The organism is Nonomuraea sp. NPDC005730 (assembly GCF_040630865.1).
GTDB lineage: Bacteria > Actinomycetota > Actinomycetes > Streptosporangiales > Streptosporangiaceae > Nonomuraea.
Genome location: NZ_JBEXYK010000005.1, coordinates 90,633 through 107,072, shown reverse-complemented (window position 1 = coordinate 107,072; position 16,440 = coordinate 90,633). Strand labels below are relative to the sequence as shown.

At 70.8% G+C, this 16,440-nt stretch carries 16 protein-coding genes; 8 read left to right on the top strand and 8 right to left on the bottom strand.

Features of this window, described 5'->3' with window-relative positions:
• The first annotated feature begins 74 nt into the window (after positions 1-74).
• Complete coding sequence (locus ABZ444_RS09865; RefSeq protein ID WP_357994608.1) at positions 75-674, top strand: dihydrofolate reductase family protein; 600 nt, start codon at positions 75-77, stop codon at positions 672-674.
• Here ABZ444_RS09865 and ABZ444_RS09860 read toward each other — a convergent pair.
• Entirely contained in the window at positions 643-1,098 is a 456-nt protein-coding gene (locus tag ABZ444_RS09860; protein ID WP_357994607.1) for an ATP-binding protein, read from the bottom strand. The genes ABZ444_RS09865 and ABZ444_RS09860 overlap by 32 nt on opposite strands.
• Positions 1,099-1,403: 305 nt before the next feature.
• On the opposite strand from ABZ444_RS09860, the gene ABZ444_RS09855 reads away from it, so the two are divergent.
• Both ABZ444_RS09855 and ABZ444_RS09850 read left to right on the top strand, forming a co-directional pair.
• A complete protein-coding gene (locus ABZ444_RS09855; protein WP_357994606.1) occupies positions 1,404-2,120 on the top strand; it encodes a DUF5753 domain-containing protein in 717 nt (238 codons plus the stop codon).
• The gene (locus ABZ444_RS09850) at positions 2,108-2,314 is read left to right on the top strand and encodes a DUF397 domain-containing protein (protein WP_357994605.1); all 207 of its coding nucleotides are present in this window, start codon (positions 2,108-2,110) and stop codon (positions 2,312-2,314) included. Before ABZ444_RS09855 ends, ABZ444_RS09850 begins: the two co-directional genes overlap by 13 nt.
• 157 nt (positions 2,315-2,471) lie before the next feature.
• Here ABZ444_RS09850 and ABZ444_RS09845 read toward each other — a convergent pair whose 3' ends face one another.
• Together ABZ444_RS09845 and ABZ444_RS09840 are read right to left on the bottom strand one after the other, a co-directional pair.
• On the bottom strand, positions 2,472-3,191 hold the full coding sequence (locus tag ABZ444_RS09845) for a hypothetical protein (protein ID WP_357994604.1): 720 nt from the start codon (positions 3,189-3,191) through the stop codon (positions 2,472-2,474).
• Positions 3,178-4,524 (bottom strand): AAA family ATPase, encoded by a 1,347-nt coding sequence (locus ABZ444_RS09840; RefSeq protein ID WP_357994603.1) that lies wholly within the window; start codon positions 4,522-4,524, stop codon positions 3,178-3,180. The genes ABZ444_RS09845 and ABZ444_RS09840 overlap by 14 nt, the downstream gene beginning before the upstream one ends.
• Positions 4,525-4,849: 325 nt before the next feature.
• Here ABZ444_RS09840 and ABZ444_RS09835 point away from each other — a divergent pair, with 325 nt between their 5' ends.
• Both ABZ444_RS09835 and ABZ444_RS09830 read left to right on the top strand, forming a co-directional pair.
• Positions 4,850-5,551, top strand: a complete 702-nt coding sequence (locus ABZ444_RS09835) for an RNA polymerase sigma factor (RefSeq protein WP_357994602.1) — start codon at positions 4,850-4,852, stop codon at positions 5,549-5,551.
• Positions 5,541-6,548, top strand: coding sequence for a CU044_5270 family protein (locus ABZ444_RS09830; protein ID WP_357994601.1), 1,008 nt, complete (start codon positions 5,541-5,543; stop codon positions 6,546-6,548). Before ABZ444_RS09835 ends, ABZ444_RS09830 begins: the two co-directional genes overlap by 11 nt.
• Positions 6,549-6,648: 100 nt before the next feature.
• Here ABZ444_RS09830 and ABZ444_RS09825 read toward each other — a convergent pair whose 3' ends face one another.
• The 5 genes from ABZ444_RS09825 to ABZ444_RS09805 all read right to left on the bottom strand — a co-directional run bounded on the left by ABZ444_RS09825 (position 6,649) and on the right by ABZ444_RS09805 (position 12,326).
• On the bottom strand, positions 6,649-7,704 hold the full coding sequence (locus tag ABZ444_RS09825; RefSeq protein ID WP_357994600.1) for a CU044_5270 family protein: 1,056 nt from the start codon (positions 7,702-7,704) through the stop codon (positions 6,649-6,651).
• On the bottom strand, positions 7,701-8,198 hold the full coding sequence (locus ABZ444_RS09820; protein ID WP_357994599.1) for a SigE family RNA polymerase sigma factor: 498 nt from the start codon (positions 8,196-8,198) through the stop codon (positions 7,701-7,703). The genes ABZ444_RS09825 and ABZ444_RS09820 overlap by 4 nt, the downstream gene beginning before the upstream one ends.
• A gap of 102 nt (positions 8,199-8,300) precedes the next feature.
• Positions 8,301-9,704 (bottom strand): hypothetical protein, encoded by a 1,404-nt coding sequence (locus ABZ444_RS09815; RefSeq protein ID WP_357994598.1) that lies wholly within the window; start codon positions 9,702-9,704, stop codon positions 8,301-8,303.
• A 105-nt stretch (positions 9,705-9,809) separates the two neighbouring features.
• Positions 9,810-11,561: a biotin carboxylase N-terminal domain-containing protein gene (locus ABZ444_RS09810; protein WP_357994597.1), complete on the bottom strand. Its 1,752-nt coding sequence runs from the start codon at positions 11,559-11,561 to the stop codon at positions 9,810-9,812.
• 45 nt (positions 11,562-11,606) lie between these two features.
• Positions 11,607-12,326, bottom strand: a complete 720-nt coding sequence (locus tag ABZ444_RS09805) for an SDR family oxidoreductase (protein WP_357994596.1) — start codon at positions 12,324-12,326, stop codon at positions 11,607-11,609.
• A 123-nt stretch (positions 12,327-12,449) separates the two neighbouring features.
• Between ABZ444_RS09805 and ABZ444_RS09800 the strand changes: the two genes are divergently transcribed.
• From ABZ444_RS09800 to ABZ444_RS09790, 3 genes are all read left to right on the top strand, one after another.
• Complete coding sequence (locus tag ABZ444_RS09800) at positions 12,450-12,722, top strand: WXG100 family type VII secretion target (protein ID WP_352326956.1); 273 nt, start codon at positions 12,450-12,452, stop codon at positions 12,720-12,722.
• A gap of 91 nt (positions 12,723-12,813) precedes the next feature.
• Positions 12,814-13,962: a S8 family serine peptidase gene (locus ABZ444_RS09795; RefSeq protein ID WP_357994595.1), complete on the top strand. Its 1,149-nt coding sequence runs from the start codon at positions 12,814-12,816 to the stop codon at positions 13,960-13,962.
• A gap of 90 nt (positions 13,963-14,052) precedes the next feature.
• A complete protein-coding gene (locus ABZ444_RS09790; RefSeq protein WP_357994594.1) occupies positions 14,053-16,371 on the top strand; it encodes a protein kinase in 2,319 nt (772 codons plus the stop codon).
• The last annotated feature ends 69 nt before the right edge of the window (positions 16,372-16,440 follow it).

The following is a 16,440-nucleotide window of genomic DNA, read 5'->3' as shown; positions in this document are numbered from 1 at the left end:
GAGAGCCCGCCGCCGGCTCCGACTCCCTGGTGAAGGCGCCGGACGGGCGCCATGGACACAGGAGACGAACCAGGATGAGCAAGGTCACGTGCGACATGGGGATGTCCGTCGACGGCTACGTGGCGGGGCCGAACCAGAGCCTGGACAAGCCGATGGGCGACGGTGTGGGCGACCGGCTGCACCAGTGGATGTTCGACGAGCCCGAGCAGCACGCGGACGTCATCGAAGCCATCACGGCGGCCGGGGCGTTCATCATGGGCCGCAACATGTTCACCCCCGGTCGCGGCGACTGGGACCTGGACTGGACCGGCTGGTGGGGCGAGGAGCCGCCGTACCACGCGCCGGTGTTCGTCCTCACCCACCACCCGCGCGAGCCGCTGCCCATGAAGGGCGGCACGACGTTCTTCTTCGTCACGGACGGCATCGAGGCCGCCTTCGCCATGGCGCGGGAGGCGGCGGGGGACCGCGACATCTCCATCGCCGGCGGCGCCGCCACCGTCAACCAGTACCTGGCCGCCGGGCTCATCGACGAGCTCCGCCTGCACGTCGCGCCGGTGATCCTCGGCCGCGGCGAACGCCTCCTCGCCGACGCCGGCGACATCACCCTCACCCCGGCGGCCCCGCCCACGGGCACCGACCTGGTCACCCACCTGACGTACCGGGTGGTCCGCTAGGCGCGGTCCTTTCCAGGTCGGCCCATACGACACGGTGACCGTGCGGTCCGGCGACGTGCGTGCCGGTCCTGACCGACAGGGCGGCCACCAGGCCGAGGCCGCGACCTGACTCCCGCAAGGACCCCGCGTCCAGAGGGGTGAAACGCGGTTCTCGCTGCGCCGTCCCGGGGTCGACCACTTCGAGGCGGACGAACCCGTCCCCGACTCCGAGCAGCACCGTGACCCAGTCGCGTCCGGGGCCGGGCGGCACATGCCTGACCGCGTTGGTCACCAGCTCCGAGACGACCGTCAGCGCGTCGTCCCGGACCGGCGGATCGACGTCCGCCAGCCAGTGCCGAATCGTCTGCCGGCTTTCTGTGGGGGCTCGGTCGCCGCGTCTCAGCGTCATGCCTTTCCAGCTGGAGACGGTCTGGAGAAGTGACATGAATTCCCTCCAAAGCGAATCCGGACGTTACTTGCGACAAAAGCGCTGTCGCCTGGGTTCAGCATGAACGGTCGCGCGCGCCCGCAGCGCTCACACCTCGCGAAACACCTCCGACAAGGAGTGACGCCTGTCCTGTATTGATTGTCGGAAGGGCGTCGCAGTAGCCTTCAGGAAGGCAATCCCCCTGCTCTTGACCTGTGGAGACGCCATGGCTCTCGATGTTGGCGAGCATTTGTCACCCAGAGCGCGTTTCGCTCAGGACCTCGCGGAACGACGTAAAGCGGCTCGAATGACGCAATCCGCGCTTGCTCTACGCATTCTCTGTCACGAATTTCGTCAGCCATGTCGAGAAAGGCCGGCGGGTTCCCACACTGGAATTCGCTCGCGAGGTGGACAAGGCGTTCGGCACCGACGGCCATTTCACCGCCCTCCACGAGCGGATCTCCCAGTCACCCGCTCTGGGCTGGTTCGCACGGTGGGTCGAGGAGATCGAACCGCAAGCCGTCATCATGTACTCGTGGGATCCGCTCGTGATCCCCGGCATGCTCCAGACCGTGGACTACGCCCGTGCCGTCTTCGCGGGTACAGGCTCATCCGATCAGGTGGAAGAGCAGGTCCAAGCGCGGATCCGGCGCATCGGCGTCTTCGAGGCAGCCAACCCGCCATCCCTTCTCGCAGTCATTGAGGAGGGAGTCCTCCATCGGCCCTTCGGCGGGGCCGGTGTCCTGGTCGGGCAACTGCGCTTTCTGCTGGAGCTCACCGAGCATCCCCAGATCACTGTTCAGCTGCTTCCGCGCACGGCTGGTTGCATAGCCGGCATGGTGAGCGCGTTCGCGCTGGCGCGGCTGCGGGACGGATCCGAGGTGGTTTCGGCGGACTCGCTTCTGTCCGGACAGGTGTCAGGCGACCATGACGCAGTCGCGCGTTTGAAGCAGAGGTATGACAACATCAGAGCGCACGCACAGCCGAAGAATGTCACTCGACAGGCGATAGAGGGTGCGATAGCCAAATGGACCAGCTGAACCTTGATGATGCGCAATGGCGCAAGTCCAGCGCCAGCGCCGACACAGGGCAGTGTGTCGAGGTCGCGACCAACCTCCCGGGGATCATCGCCGTCCGTGACAGCAAGAACCCGCAGGGCCCAGCGCTGATCTTCACTCCTGAGGAGTGGAAGGCGTTCCTGCACGGCGCCGATCAGGGTGAATTCAACATCTGAGATCAGCCGTCATGAGCTTGGGGGATCGGCGCGCCTGGCGTGATGGCGCCCTCCCTGAGCGACGAGAGCCCCGGCCGAGCCGGCCCGTCACTCCACCCACAGCGTGAGCTCCCGGCGCGCGAAGCGCGCCCATCGGCGAAGCCGTCGCAGCGACCCGTCAGATCAGCTCTGGATGCTCCTTGAAAGCAAGAAGAACGTCGTCGGCGAGCAGCAGGGCCGGATCTTCCGCCTCTCGATAGATTCTCGACATCATGGACCTGACCGACTGGAACGGGTATTGCCGTAGCGCGTCCAGTATCTTTCCGGCTCTGCTCGGACGCCCGTCCACGACGGACCTGACGTACGACGCGATCAGGCATTCAAGAGCCGTCCAGGCGTTGGCTCTGCCGGTCGCGCAGACATTCCTGTTGAGGCCGCAGACGTCTATGGTCGCTGCGCCCTTGGCGTCCAGGGCGGCGTACATTCCCGTCGTCGGGCTCAAGGACAGGTGGTCCGCGGGATCATCGAAGGTGGGGTCGATGAGCATCGGCTCTCCGGACGCGTCCAGGGGAAAACGGTTTCGTTTGTGGTTGCTGTTGCATCGGCTGCAGGCGAGTAGATAATTCAGCCAGGCGAACGCGTGCTCCGGATAGTCCGCCTTGGGGCGGAAGTGCTCGATGTCCGTGCCCTGGCTGTCCTCGCAGTACATGCACCTCTCAAGCCCGGTGCTCATCTCGGCGAGAACCGAGTGGATCTCGTCCTTGAGCCCTTTGTCGAGGGCCGCCCACAGCTCTCGGGCCGTGACCTGCTGGTTCGGCGCTGCCGCGACGCGCTGCGTCAGTTTCAGCAGTTTCCGCACGGCAGCGTCGTCGAGAGGGAGTCTTTCAATCCTCTGCATCGTCGAGACGCAGGGTGAGCTGGTGAATGGCGTCCGCCACATCCTTCGACGGCGTTCTCGGAAGTCTCGATCTGATCTCTTTCAGGCGTGCGCGATCGGCGGGCGACATATGCTCGGCGACCGCCTTCCTCTCCAGCGCCGCCGCTTCGCTGCGCAGGGCGACGGCCTGCTGGGAATAGGGCGTCTCCAGGCCGAACAGATCAGTGAGGACCGCGTCGTCGGCGGTGCCGTTCACCACCCGGTTGAACAGTTCGCCTTCGACGATCCTGGCCGCCTGACCTTCGCCAGGGGCGGACAGGCGTACCAATCCTCTGTCGTCCGCCGCCTGGCAGATGAACGGACTGTGGGTGCTGACCACGAATTGGAGGTTCGGAAAATGCTCCTTCAGCCAGAAACCTATTCGCTGTTGCCATGAGACATGGAGATGGACGTCGATCTCGTCGATCAGGACGACACCTTCATGACCGAACGCCACCCGGTCCCCTTCGACTTCCTTCAGATCGCCGTAAGCGGTGTACAACTGCTTCACCAGATCCAGTACCAACGCCGCGACCGTACGATAGCCGTCGCTCAGTGACCGGAGAGGGAGTTCGATCCCGTCCGGCGTCGTGACCCACAGGCCCTCGGACGTGACCCGCTCGACCTTCATCCCTTCGGGCAGCAGCCCGTCGCCGAGCAGCCTGAGAATCGCCTGCTCCACCTGCCCCGCGTCCTGCGACCCTTCCAGCCTTCGCAGATAGAGTTGCTGAAGCCACAGAACCGACTCCGACAGAGACGCCTCCTCCCGGAACAAGCTGGCGAGACTCGCCGGACGCCCCGGCGTCATCATCAGCCGTTGTGCTTCGGTCGGAGCGAGCGACAGGCGGCGGAAGGGGCCGTAACCGGCGAGGAACCAGCCTTGCGGGTTCGCGGACCAGGGGCCGCGGCCGGGGTCCCATGCCTCCCGGGCCTTGTCCCGCACCTTCTCCATCGACGGCTCCGGCCCCTCGCCCTCGCGAACCCACCGCAGCCCGGTCCAAGGGTCGAAGTTCGGTTTCCGCCCGGGCGCGAACGCGTCGAAGTCGGAGAACTTCAGATGAACCTTGGCCTGCGCTTCACCGGCGCCCTCGCGGATCCAGTCCGAGAAGGTCTCGCGCAGCGTCCGGGCGACAGAAGGTCCTGCGACGGCGAGAGCCACGGCCTGGAGGAAGGACGACTTCCCGGCTCCGTTGCGGCCCGCTATCACGATCCAGCGCGGCAGGCTCCCGTCGGGTCGGACGAAGCTGAGGGCAACCCCGGTTTTTCCCTCCCCGAAACCTTTGATGTTCTCAAGCACTAGCTCGCTGATCAGCATCCTGCTGCCTGACTGTCGGATACAAGCTCTGCGTGCACGCCCGGCAGGAGCGAGAACGGGCACCACGCGCCGGACGGTTGCAGATGGACCATGGTTCTGTGGCTCAACATCGTGGCACATCCGTCTGAACGGCGTCCTCGGAGCCGCGGCCCGTACAGGGAAGTCGGGGTGGGGACGACCACGTCACAGCGCCACACGACCGGCTACAGCGACGACACCGGGCAGCCCGAGCCCATCGGCGAAGCCCGTACTGGGCCCGCGCGAGAACCCGATCCGGCGTATCGGGTGAAAGGGGGTGTTCAGCCCGAAGAACGGAGTCGAGAGTTTGACGCAGGACACCGAGGTGGACGACGCGGAGGTGATCAGACGTGCCCGCAGCGACCCCGCCGCCTTCTCGGCGTTGTACGACCGGCACGCCCCCGCGCTCCACAGATACGTCACCCGCCGCCTGGGCGATTCGCTGGCCGACGACATCGTGGCCGAGACGTTCCTGGACGCCTTCCGCCGTCTGGCCCGCTACGACACCGCCCACCGCGACGCCCGCCCCTGGCTGTACGGCATCGCCGCCAACCTGATCGGCAAGCACCGCCGTACCGAGATCAGGGCCTACCGCGCCCTGGCCAGGACGGGCCTCGACGCGGTGGCCGAGAGCTACGCCGACCGGGTGGCGGCGCGCGTGTCGGCCGGGGCGGCGCACCGCGGGCTGGCGGCGGCGCTCGCGACTCTGTCGCCGCAGGACCGCGAGGTGCTGCTGATGATCGCCTGGGCGGACCTCAGCTACGAGGAGGTCGCCCGCGCGCTCGACGTCCCGGTCGGGACCGTCCGCTCGCGCCTGCACCGCGCCAGGAAGAAGACTCGCGCGGCCCTCGGCGGCATCGACCCCTCGGCCCTCCACGACCCCGCCCCTTCGGCCACCCCCGACCTCATTCGCCCAGCCACCCCCGACGCCGCCCCTTCAGCCACCCCCGACACCGCCCCCTCGGGCATCCACGACACCGACGAGGAGGAGCCCGGCCGTGGACGATGACCTCACGCTCCTGCGCGAGTTGCGCGCGGACGCCCCCGAACCCGACGCCGACCGCCTGGACGCCGTGCGCGCCCGCGCCCTGGCGTCGCCCCGGGCCCTCGCCCCGGCCCGGAGGCGGCGCCGGTTCTGGGCGGTGCCGTCGCTGCTGGCCGCGGCGACAGTCGCCGCCGCCGTCGTCGTGGCGGTGAACGGCCCCCACGCCCCGGCCCCCGCCCCGCCGTTCGCCGTGACCACCATGCCGGTACGGGCAAAGACCATGCTGCGCCAGGCCGCCCAGGTGGCCGAGGGACGCCGCAAGCACCATGAGCCGCGGCCCGACCAGTGGCTGTACCGGAAGGATCTCGTCAAGCAGCCCTACGAGGACCGAGGCACGGTCCAGGAGTACTGGACCCGGTACGACGGCACCCGGCAGGCGCTCCGGGAGAACGGCGGCTCCCTGGACTTCCAGGACATCACCCCCGACCCGGACGATGACGACCTGACACCCCGGCAGTATGCGGCCAAGCTCGCCGCCCTGCCTGCCGACCCCGCCAAGCTGCTGGCCCACGTCAGGGCCGACCGGCACTGGGCGACGCTGCCGAAGGGCGAGGGAGGCGAGCATCCGGACGCGCGGGCGTTCCGCGTGTTGTCGGTCTACCTCGACGCGGGTGTCCCCATGCCGCCCGAGGTCGAGGCTGCCGTCTTCCGCGCGCTGGCCGAGATCCCCGGGGTGCGGGTTGATCTGGGCGTACGGGACGCGGCGGGCCGGGCCGGGATCGGCGTCGCGTACGAGCCCGCCGGTTCCGTCCCGGGGGGGCCGGTGCGGGACGCGGAGGGCCGGATCGTCTCGCGGTCGTACCTGGTGCTGGACGCCGAGACGTACCGCTTCCTCGGCAGACGCGTGGACAACCTCCAGGACGAGGTCCTCGGCGGCGAGGTGACGGCCCGCCAGGGCACGTTCTACGCCACCGCGGACCTGGCAACGGGGGTGGTGGACGAACCGGGCCAGATGCCCTGAAAGCCGTCGAAAACAGGGAAGCCCGCGCCTGCCCGGTGGCGTTCCCGACGCCGCCGGGCAGAGAGTGGATGCCTGCGGCCCCGGGGCCGCGTCGACCGGGCTACCGGCGCGCGCCCAGGCGGTCGACCCAGCCCATCTCCTCGTACGCGGTCTGGTCAACCGGCTCCGAGCGCCCCGGGGGGCGGAACTCGTAGGCGAGCAACCGCCCTGTGCCGACGTCCACGATCAGGCGCGCCTCTCCCGCGCTCTCGCCGCTGCCCGGCGTGGTCAGCGTCAGGGCGACGCCGGTACGGCCCAGCGGGTCGGTGACCTCGCCGAGCGACCTGATCGCGGGCTGCTCGGCGAGCAGCCGATACAGGGAGGAACGGGTTCCCGGGCTGATGGGACCGGCGAGCAGGTCCTGCGCCGTCGTCCACACGTACGACGTGAACGTCGGCCCGCCGGGCCACCAGTCGCCCGGCTTCTCCTCGGCGTACAGCCGCCGCAACCGGCTCTCCAGCTTCTCCTTGCCGGTCGGGAGCTCCAGCAGTTGGCGGAGCGTGTAGCGATGGGTGCCGATCAGGAAGTGGAGTTGCATGGCGAAGTCGTTGGTCGACGGCTTCGCCTCGGCCAGGGCCGTGGAGCCGAGCCGTCTCCATTTGGCCTCGTCCTCGGGCGAGGCGAAGGCGACCTTCGGGTCCTGGCCGGTCACGGTGCGGCTGGGCGCTCCCTGGCGGGCCGCGTACCAGGTGTCCTGGGTGTGCGTCACCAGCGCCGAGAACGCCCGGGTCTTCGAGGCCGCCGGGCGGGTGGTGCGGGAGCGCAGGTGCCAGTACCGGCCCGACGCGGCGGGCCCGTGGCCGGCGGACTCGGCCGCGGCCAGCAGTACGGACCGTGCGTCCAATGCCTGGCGCGCTCCCTGCGAGGACGACGGCGTGCCGGCCGGGACGGCGCTCGGCGGCGCGCCCGTGGGGCCGATCCCGGTGCCGCCGAGGATCACGAAGGCGGCCGCCGAGGCGAGCAGCGCGCCCGCGGCGGCCCGCGTCGCGGTGCGGACCCGCCTGGCCCGGCGCCCCCGTCGTACCAGCGCGGGCACCGGCGGGGGCGCGGGCGCGGGCCCTTCGCTGTGGGCGAGCACACGCAGTGCCCGCGCCAGGAGTTCCTGGTCGTCCTTCATCGTGCTGCCTCCTGATCTTCGCGCAGAGCCGTACGCAGGCGCGCCATCGCTCTGGAGTGCTGGCTCTTGACGGCGCCGACCGAGCAGCCGAGGACGGCCGCGACCGCCTTCTCCGTCAGGTCCTCGTAGTGCCGCAGCACCACCACCGCCCGTTGCCTGGGCGACAGGGAGAGCAGGGCGCGACGCAGGTCCTCGTGCGGCTCGTGCAGCTGCTGGCGGGGATCGGTGTGCTCGGGCGGACTGGCGGTCGGCACCTCCCGCCGTCGCCGCCGCCACCGGCTGACGTTGCCGTTGGCCAGCATGCGCCGCAGGTAGGCGTGCGGGTCGGCGGACCGCACGCGCCGCCAATGGACGTAGAGCCGCACCAGGCAGTCCTGCAGCAGCTCCTCGCCCCGGTGCCGGTCGCCGGCCAGCAGGACGGCGACGGCCATGTGCCTGTCCCAGGCCGCCGCCACGAAGGCGGCGTAGGAGGCGTCGTCGGATGGGTCACTCACATGGCCTCAACGCGGAAGTGGGCCCGGAAGGTTGACACCGGAACGCGAAAGGGCGCGCCCCCCGGAATGGGAGGGCGCGCCCGTCAGGGTCGGCGCAGGGGTTTACCAGTCGCCGCCGCCGAAGTCGCCACCACCGAAGTCGCCGCCGCCACCACCGAAGTCGCCCCAGCCGCCGCCTCCGCCGCCGCCGAAGTCGCCGCCGCCACCGAAGTCACCGCCGCCGAGGTCGCCGCCGCCGCCGTCCTGGTAGCCCTCGGCGTAGCCGGCGCCGTAGCCGCCGCCACCCCAGCCGCCGTGGAACATGCTGCCCATCATCGTGCCGATGAACATGCCGGTCATGATGTCGCCGAAGCCGCCGTAGTAGCCGTAGGCGTACGGCTGGTAGGCCGGGCCCGCGTCGTAGTAGGGGCGACGGTGACCGTCGACCATGACCTCGCGCATCTGCGGGTCGAAGCCGCGCTCGACGGCCTCGGCGTCCATCGCGCAGGCCGGCACGTCGCGCACCGCGCCGCCGGGCGGGGCCCAGCGCACGTCACGCGCCGACGGGCCGTGCTGCGGGTTGAAGAAGCAGGGGGCGCGCCGCTCGGGGATCGGCCGGTTGTTGACCTTGGCCTTCACCACGGCCAGCGCGTAACGGCCGTCCTCCAGGGTCTGGGTGACCTCGCGGACCTGGTCGGGCCGCTGGACCGCGTTGAGCTGGACCTTGGCCTTCTCGTAGGAGTCGAGCGCCTGCTGCCACTCGCTGATGTGCCCGCCGCCCTGGCCGGCGAGGGTGACGTCGGTGTCGAGCTCGGTGATCTCCTCGCCCAGCTTGGTGACGTCCTCCTCCACGGTCTGCTTGACCGCGGCGAGGTCCTTGGCCTCCTGGATGGCGCGCTTCTTCTTCTTGTTCTTGGAGTAGAGGAAGTAGCCGCCACCGCCGACCACCAGCAGGCCGAGCAGGGCCACCAGCGCGAACTGGCCGCCGGCGCCGGGGTTGGCCTGGCTGCTGGGGCTGAGGGCGCCGCTGCGGTCGTTCTTGCCCGCCGCGTCGACCCGGTTCGTGAAGTCCTTCACGCCCGCGACGATGTCGCCCGAGTTGGCGTTCACCGAGAGCTTGACCAGCTGGCCGGCGAGGTTGTTCCGCAGGGCGTTGGACCCGGCGAACATCGTCTCGCCGTCGAACACCACCACCGTCACCTTGGGACGACCGGCGTCCACCAGCGCCTTGCCCAGCGACGAGAGGTACGGCCCGACGGTGGAGTTGTCAAAGGTGCCGTCGGGCAGCGCGACAGCGTAGATCTTGCTGTCGGCGTCCTTCAGCGCGTCGTTGATGTCACTCTGCTGGCTGGAGCTCAAGGGCGAGCCCGACACCACGTAGAGCGGGGCCTTCTTCCAGTTTTGCACCACAGTCTGTGCGTCAGGTGGCGCCGCCGCGTTGGCGGCAGGGGACAGCGCAAGAACGACGAACAGCCCGGCGATCAGAGCCGCGATCGCGGCCCCTGCTCGGCGCAGCGAATGGGTCATTGGCAGCAAGCCTCCTTCGCCCATGAGGACGAACGGGCGGTCGGCAAAGTTCCTCACTGGGCACGTTACCTGCCCGCGACGGCGCGCAGGCACAGGGGAGCGGGCTCAGGCGTCCTTGATCTCGCAGATCGTGGCGCCCGACGTGACGGTCTGGCCGACGGCGGCCGACAGGCCCGTGACGGTGCCCGACTTGTGGGCCGTCAGCGGCTGCTCCATCTTCATGGCCTCCAGCACCACGACCGTGTCGCCCTCGCCGACCACGTCGCCGTCGGTCGCGACGACCTTGACGATCGTGCCCTGCATCGGGCTGACCAGCGCGTCGCCGCCCGCCGTGGCGTGCTTCCGCGCGCCGCCGGCGCGCCGCGGCGCCTTGCCCGCGGCGGGCGCGGGGCCTGCCATGCCGAGCCCGGCCGGGAGCACCACCTCAAGGCGCTTGCCGCCGACCTCGACCGTCACCGTCTCCCGCACCGCCGGGGCGGACGGAGCGGCGGCCACCTCGCCCGCGTACGGCTCGACCGGGTTGTCCCACTCGGTCTCGATCCACCGCGTGTGCACGGCGAACGGCTCGGACGTGAACGCCGGGTCGGTCACGACCGCCCGGTGGAAGGGCAGCACGGTCGGCATGCCGTCGATCTCGAACTCGGCCAGCGCCCGCCGGGCCCGGTCGAGGGCCTCGTGGCGGGTGCGCCCGGTCACGATCAGCTTGGCCACCAGCGAGTCGAACGTCTGCGGCACCGTCATCCCGGCCTCGTAGCCCGAGTCGAGGCGGACGCCTGGCCCGGACGGCGTGCGCATGGCGGTCAGCGTGCCGGGGGCGGGCAGGAAGTTGCGGCCGGCGTCCTCGGCGTTGATCCGGAACTCGATCGAGTGGCCGCGCAGGGCCGGGTCGTCGTAGCCCAGGAGCTCGCCGTCGGCGATCCGGAACATCTCGCGCACCAGGTCGACGCCCGCGACCTCCTCGCTCACCGGGTGCTCGACCTGCAGGCGGGTGTTGACCTCCAGGAAGGAGATCGTGCCGTCCTGGCCGACGAGGAACTCGCAGGTGCCGGCGCCGACGTAGCCGGCCTCCTTCAGGATGGCCTTGGAGCTGGTGTAGAGGAGGTCGATCTGCTCCGGCGACAGGAACGGTGCGGGCGCCTCCTCCACCAGCTTCTGGTGGCGGCGCTGGAGCGAGCAGTCGCGGGTGCTGACCACGACCACGTTGCCCGCGCGGTCGGCCAGGCACTGGGTCTCGACGTGCCGGGGACGGTCGAGGTAGCGCTCGACGAAGCACTCGCCCCTGCCGAAGGCGGCCACGGCCTCGCGCACGGCGGAGTCGTACAGCTCGGCGACCTCCTCCAGCCTGCGCGCGACCTTGATGCCGCGGCCGCCGCCGCCGTACGCGGCCTTGATCGCGATCGGCAGCCCGTGCCGCTCGGCGAACGCCACGACCTCCTCGGCGCCGGAGACCGGGTCCTTGGTGCCGGCCACCAGCGGCGCCCCGACCTTCTGCGCGATGTGCCTGGCCTGCACCTTGTCGCCCAGCGCGGCGATGGCGGCCGGGGGCGGCCCGATCCAGGTGAGGCCGGCGTCGATGACGGCCTGGGCGAACGAGGCGTTCTCGGCCAGGAAGCCGTAGCCGGGATGGACGGCGTCGGCGCCGGCGCGCGCGGCGACGTCGAGCAGCTTGGCGATGTCGAGGTAGGTCTCGGCGGGGGACTGCCCGCCCAGCGCGTACGCCTCGTCGGCCACCCTGACGTGCAGGGCGTCGATGTCTTGGTCGGCGTAGACGGCCACGCTGCCGATCCCCGCGTCCGTGCACGCGCGGGCCACCCGTACGGCGATCTCGCCGCGATTGGCGATCAGAACCTTCCGCACCGACCTTCGTCCCTTCCTCGTGGTCCTCGTGGTCCTCGTGAGTGCTCAGCGGCCGAGGTACGCGCCGCCGTTCAGATGCAGCACCTGCCCCGTCATGTGCCCGGCTCCCGCGGATGCCAGAAAGAGAACGGTATCGGCCACGTCGGAGGGGGTGCCAGGGCGCCCGTTACGCGTGTTCTGCACGCGGGCCCTGATGCCCTCCTCCGTGAGCCTGCCGCGGAAGAACTCGGTCTCCATCACCAGGCCGGGAGCCACGACGTTGGCGGTGATGCCCCGGGGGCCCAGCTCGGCGGCCAGGTCGGCGGTCCAGGACTCGACGGCGGCCTTGGCGGCGCCGTACGAGCCGGACCCGGTGCCGCGCGCGGCGATCGAGCCGATGGAGACGATCCGGCCGCCCTCGCCCATGCGTGGCGCGAGCGCGGTCGTGACCAGCACGGCGGACAGCAGGTTGGCGTTGAGGTTGGCCCACCACGCCTCGGCGACGTCCGCCAGGTCGCCGGACTGCCCGCGTTCCAGGTTCGTGTTGCCCCCGGCGTTGTTGACCAGGACGTCCACGTGGGCGGGCAGGCTGTCGAGCGCGTCCTTGACGGCGGCCGGGCTCGCGGCGTCGAACGGCACGTACGCCGCCCCCAGCCGCGCGGCCGCCTCCTTCAGCACGTGCTCGCGCCGGCCGGTGATCGTGACGCGGTCGCCGAGGGAGGCGAACGCCTCCGCGATCGCGTAGCCGATCCCGGTGCCGCCACCCGTCACCACGACCTCGCGCATGAGGGGATCACTCCTTAGATCCGAATAATCCTCTGGACGACCATAGCCGCTCGGCATAACGGGGGCGACGGGCGGTGGCCCGCTTTATGGTGAGGGCGCTTTCACCAGTTCCAGGAGGTATGCATGAGCCAGAGTATGCTCGGCGGCAACCCCGCGGAAATGCAGCAGATGGCCAGCCAGTTCACGCAGCAGTCCGAGGCGCTCCGCACCATCATGACCGCGCTCGACCGCGAGGCGGCCAAGGTCGGCACCGCGTGGACGGGCCCCGGAGCCCAGCGTTTCAGTCAGGCCTGGCAGAACTACCGCACGGCCTTCCAGCGCATGACCGAGGAGCTGCAGGAGGCTTCGCGGGTCATCGGCACCTACCAGCGGAACATCGAGTCCGCCACGCAGTGAGCACGGACAGGGGCCCTGGCCCGCCGCCGGGGCTTCGTTCCGTGGTGAGTGGAGCTTTCCTCCCGGATCGGGCAGGCTACGCTCTTTCCCCATGATTGGTCGCGCCTTGGCGGCGAGCGTGCTCGCCCTGCAGTTCGCGGCGGCGCCGGCACAGGCCGCGCCCGTGAGGTGCACGCCCAAGAAGGCCTCCATGGCGATCGCCGAGACGTGGGCGCAGCGGCGGGTCAACGCGGAGAAGGTGTGGCCGCTGACCACGGGCCGGGGCGTCACGGTCGCCGTCATCGACAGCGGCGTGGACGAGACCCATCCCCAGATCCGGCTGAGCGGCAAGGCCGACCTCACCAACACCGGCTTTCGCGACTGCGTCGGCCACGGCACGGCGGTCGCCGGGATCATCGCCGGCCAGCCGCGCAAGGACATCCCCTTCCACGGCGTCGCCCCAGGCGTCAGCCTGCTGTCGATCAAGCAGGTCGCCGGTGAGCGGGGCGACGTGGGGCTGCTGGCCAAGGCCATCAAGACGGCCGTGGACGAGCACGCCGACGTCATCAACCTCTCCATCGACGCCCCCGACACCCCCGACCTGAAGGCGGCCGTCGACTACGCGCTGGGCCGGGACGTGGTGATCGTCGCCGCCGCCGGCAACCTGACCAAGGAGGACGGCACGTCGGCCCCCTCCTACCCCGCCGCGTACGACGGGGTGTTGTCGGTGGGCTCGGCGACCCCGGACGGCGGGCGCTCGACGTTCTCCAACCCCAACGCGGTCGCCGTGCTCGGCCCGGGGGAGGGCGTCAGCTCGACCTGGCCGCTCAAGGGGTACCAGGCCGCCCTGAAGGGCACCAGTTACGCCGCCCCGTACGTGACGGGCGTGGTCGCGCTCGTCCGCGCGCGCCATCCCGGGCTGACGCAGCTCCAGGTGCGCAGGCGCATCACGCTGACCGCCGACGGCGCGTCGGGGACGGGCACCGGGGCCGGGATGGTGAACCCGCTGCTCGCGGTGACCGCGGTGCTGCCGTCGGAGCAGGTGGCCGTGGCGCCGCCGGTGCCGCCGCCGCTGCCCGCGACCGTCGTGCGCAAGGTCGTGCCGCCGGACCAGCGGTCGATGGAGGTCGCGACGGTGGTCGCGGCGGGCGGGTTCTCGCTGGTCGGGCTGGCGTTGGCGGCCTGGGTGTTCGTGCCCATGGGACGCAGGCGGCGCTGGCGGCCCGGCTCGCCGCCGGATATCGGGAGAATTGACGGTTAACTGTTAAGAGTGGCGGCCGAAACTGCTGATGCTTATGGGGCATATTTGGTTAAATGTCTCTGATCATGACGGACTCCTGAAAGGACGGTCATGGTGGAGAAGGACTCCCCCCAGGCAGCAGTACCGGAGCGGATCGGCGATCACGAGATCGTGAGCCTGTTGGGACAGGGCCCGCGTGGCGCCGTTCATCTGGGCAAGGAGTCCGAGGACGCCGATCCGGTCGCGATCAAGACGCTGACCGTCGACCCGGCGGCCGACCCGGACTTCGTGACCCGGCTCAAGGACGTCAGCCGGGTATCCAGCTCGTACGTGGCCCGTACGCTCGACGCCGGCCTCCAGGACGGCCTGCTCTACGTCGTACGTGAGCACGTCGAGGGACGTTCGCTGGCCGAGACCGTCGCCGCCGACGGCCCGCTGACCGGCGACGCGCTCGAACGCGTGGCGGTCGGCATGCTCACCGCGCTGACCGCGGTGCACCTGGCCGGGTTCGCGCACCGAGGGCTCACCCCGAACAACGTGATCCTCACCGGCGAGGGGCTGCGCGTCACCGACATCGAGATCGGCGACCCGGCCGGCGAGATCGGCTACCGCGCCCCCGAGCAGCTCAACGGCCTGCAGTACGGCCCCTACGCCGACGTCTTCGCCTGGGCGGCGACCGTGGTGTTCGCCGCCACCGGCTCCGCGCCGTTCGGCCAGGACGCGCACGCCGTGCTCACCGACGAGCCCGAGGTGGACGGGCTGCCCGATCCGCTGCGCCAGACGGTCCTCGCGGCGCTGTCCAAGGACGTGTCCGGGCGGCCCACGACGTACACGGCGCTGCTGCGCCTGCTCGGCGACGACAAGGCCCCCATGCCGGCGGCGCCGATCGAGGGCGTGCCCATGCCGCCGTCCCAGATGCCGCCGTCCGGCCCGGCGGAGCTCGTCACCCTGATCGACGGTCAGCCGCCCGTGCCGGGCCAGCCTCCGGTGCTGCCCCTGGCCATCGAAGGCGCCCCGATCCCGAACGGCCCGATGATGAACGGCCCGATCCCCAACGGGCCGGTCCCCAACGGGCCGATCCCCAACGGGCCGATGATGAACGGCCCGGTCCCGAACGGGCCGATGGGGCACGACCCGATGCAGCCCGGCCCGTTCGTGCCCGGTGTGCCGCCGCAGGGCCCGATGGGGCATGAGCCCATGCAGCCCGGCCCGATGCAGCACCTTCCCATGAACGACGAGCCGGTGCAGGGCGTGCCGGTGCAGTACCCGCCGGTGCCCGTGCAGGCCGCATGGGGGCCGCCGCCCGGACCCCAGAACCCGCCCGTGGAGCCGGCCCAGCCCGCGACGGCCGGTGCGGGCAGCGCCGGACCGGCGCGCAAGCCGTTCCCCATCGGCCTGGCCGCCGGCGTGGTCGCGGTCATGCTGCTGTCGGCGATCGGCCTGTGGGGCGCTAGCCGCTACTCCTCCAACGTCACGTTCGAGCCCGCCGCCGCGGCCGGCTCCGCGTCGCCCACCTCGGGCGCGGCGGCGGCGGCCCAGCAGGCGGTCACCACCGTGCCCACGCAGCCCCAGCCCGAGGTCACCGCCCCCTGGGCGACCACGCCCTCCCCTGACGACGACGGCGTTGGCCCGCTGGTGCTGCCGAACGACGACACCTCCGCCGACAACCCCCAGGTGCCGGTGCTGACCTCGGTGCCGACGCCGACGGCGACCCAGCAGCTGACGGTCCCGACGATCCAGCCGACCGTGCAGGAGCGGAAGGCCACCAAGGAGCCCGAGCCGACGGCCACGGTCACCAGGACGGTCACGCCGACCCCGTCCGCGACGCAGACGCAGCAGCCGACCGAGACGCCCACCCAGCGGCCGAACGGGAAGCCGACGGAGAAGCCGACGCAGAAGCCGACCGAGACGCCCACCCCGACCCCCACGGCGACCCCCACGGCGACCCCCACGGCGACGCCCACCCCGACCCCCACCCCGACGGTCACGCAGCAGCCGACCCAGAAGCCCACCCAGGAGCCGGAGCCCACGCAGAAGCCCACGCAGAAGCCCACGCAGGAGCCGGAGCCCACGAAGACCTCCGCGCCCCCGGCCCCGTCGAAGCCGAACCCCTACACGCCGACGCAGGTGTGCGGATCCGGCTTCGTGGTCCAGCGGTCGACCCCGTTCACCGGCGGCACGACGTACCAGCTCTACAACAGCAGCACGGGTCAGAACTGCGTGGTCACCCTCAAGTCCGGCCCCGACGTCGGCAAGTCGACCCCGGTCAGCGCGACCCTGGAGGTGCAGGGCGGCACGAGCAGCACCGACCGCGGCAACTACGAGTACTACGCCGGCCCGGTCAAGCTCCCCGCCAAGGGCAAGTGCGTGCGTTACGCGGGTAGCGCGGGCTCGGGCGAGACCAGTGCGGACTGGGGGAACTGCGGCTAGGGCCTGTACGGAGTCGAGATCAGAAGGATTGCCTGCGGTATGCCCGGTGGCCCTGGTGGGCCATCGGGC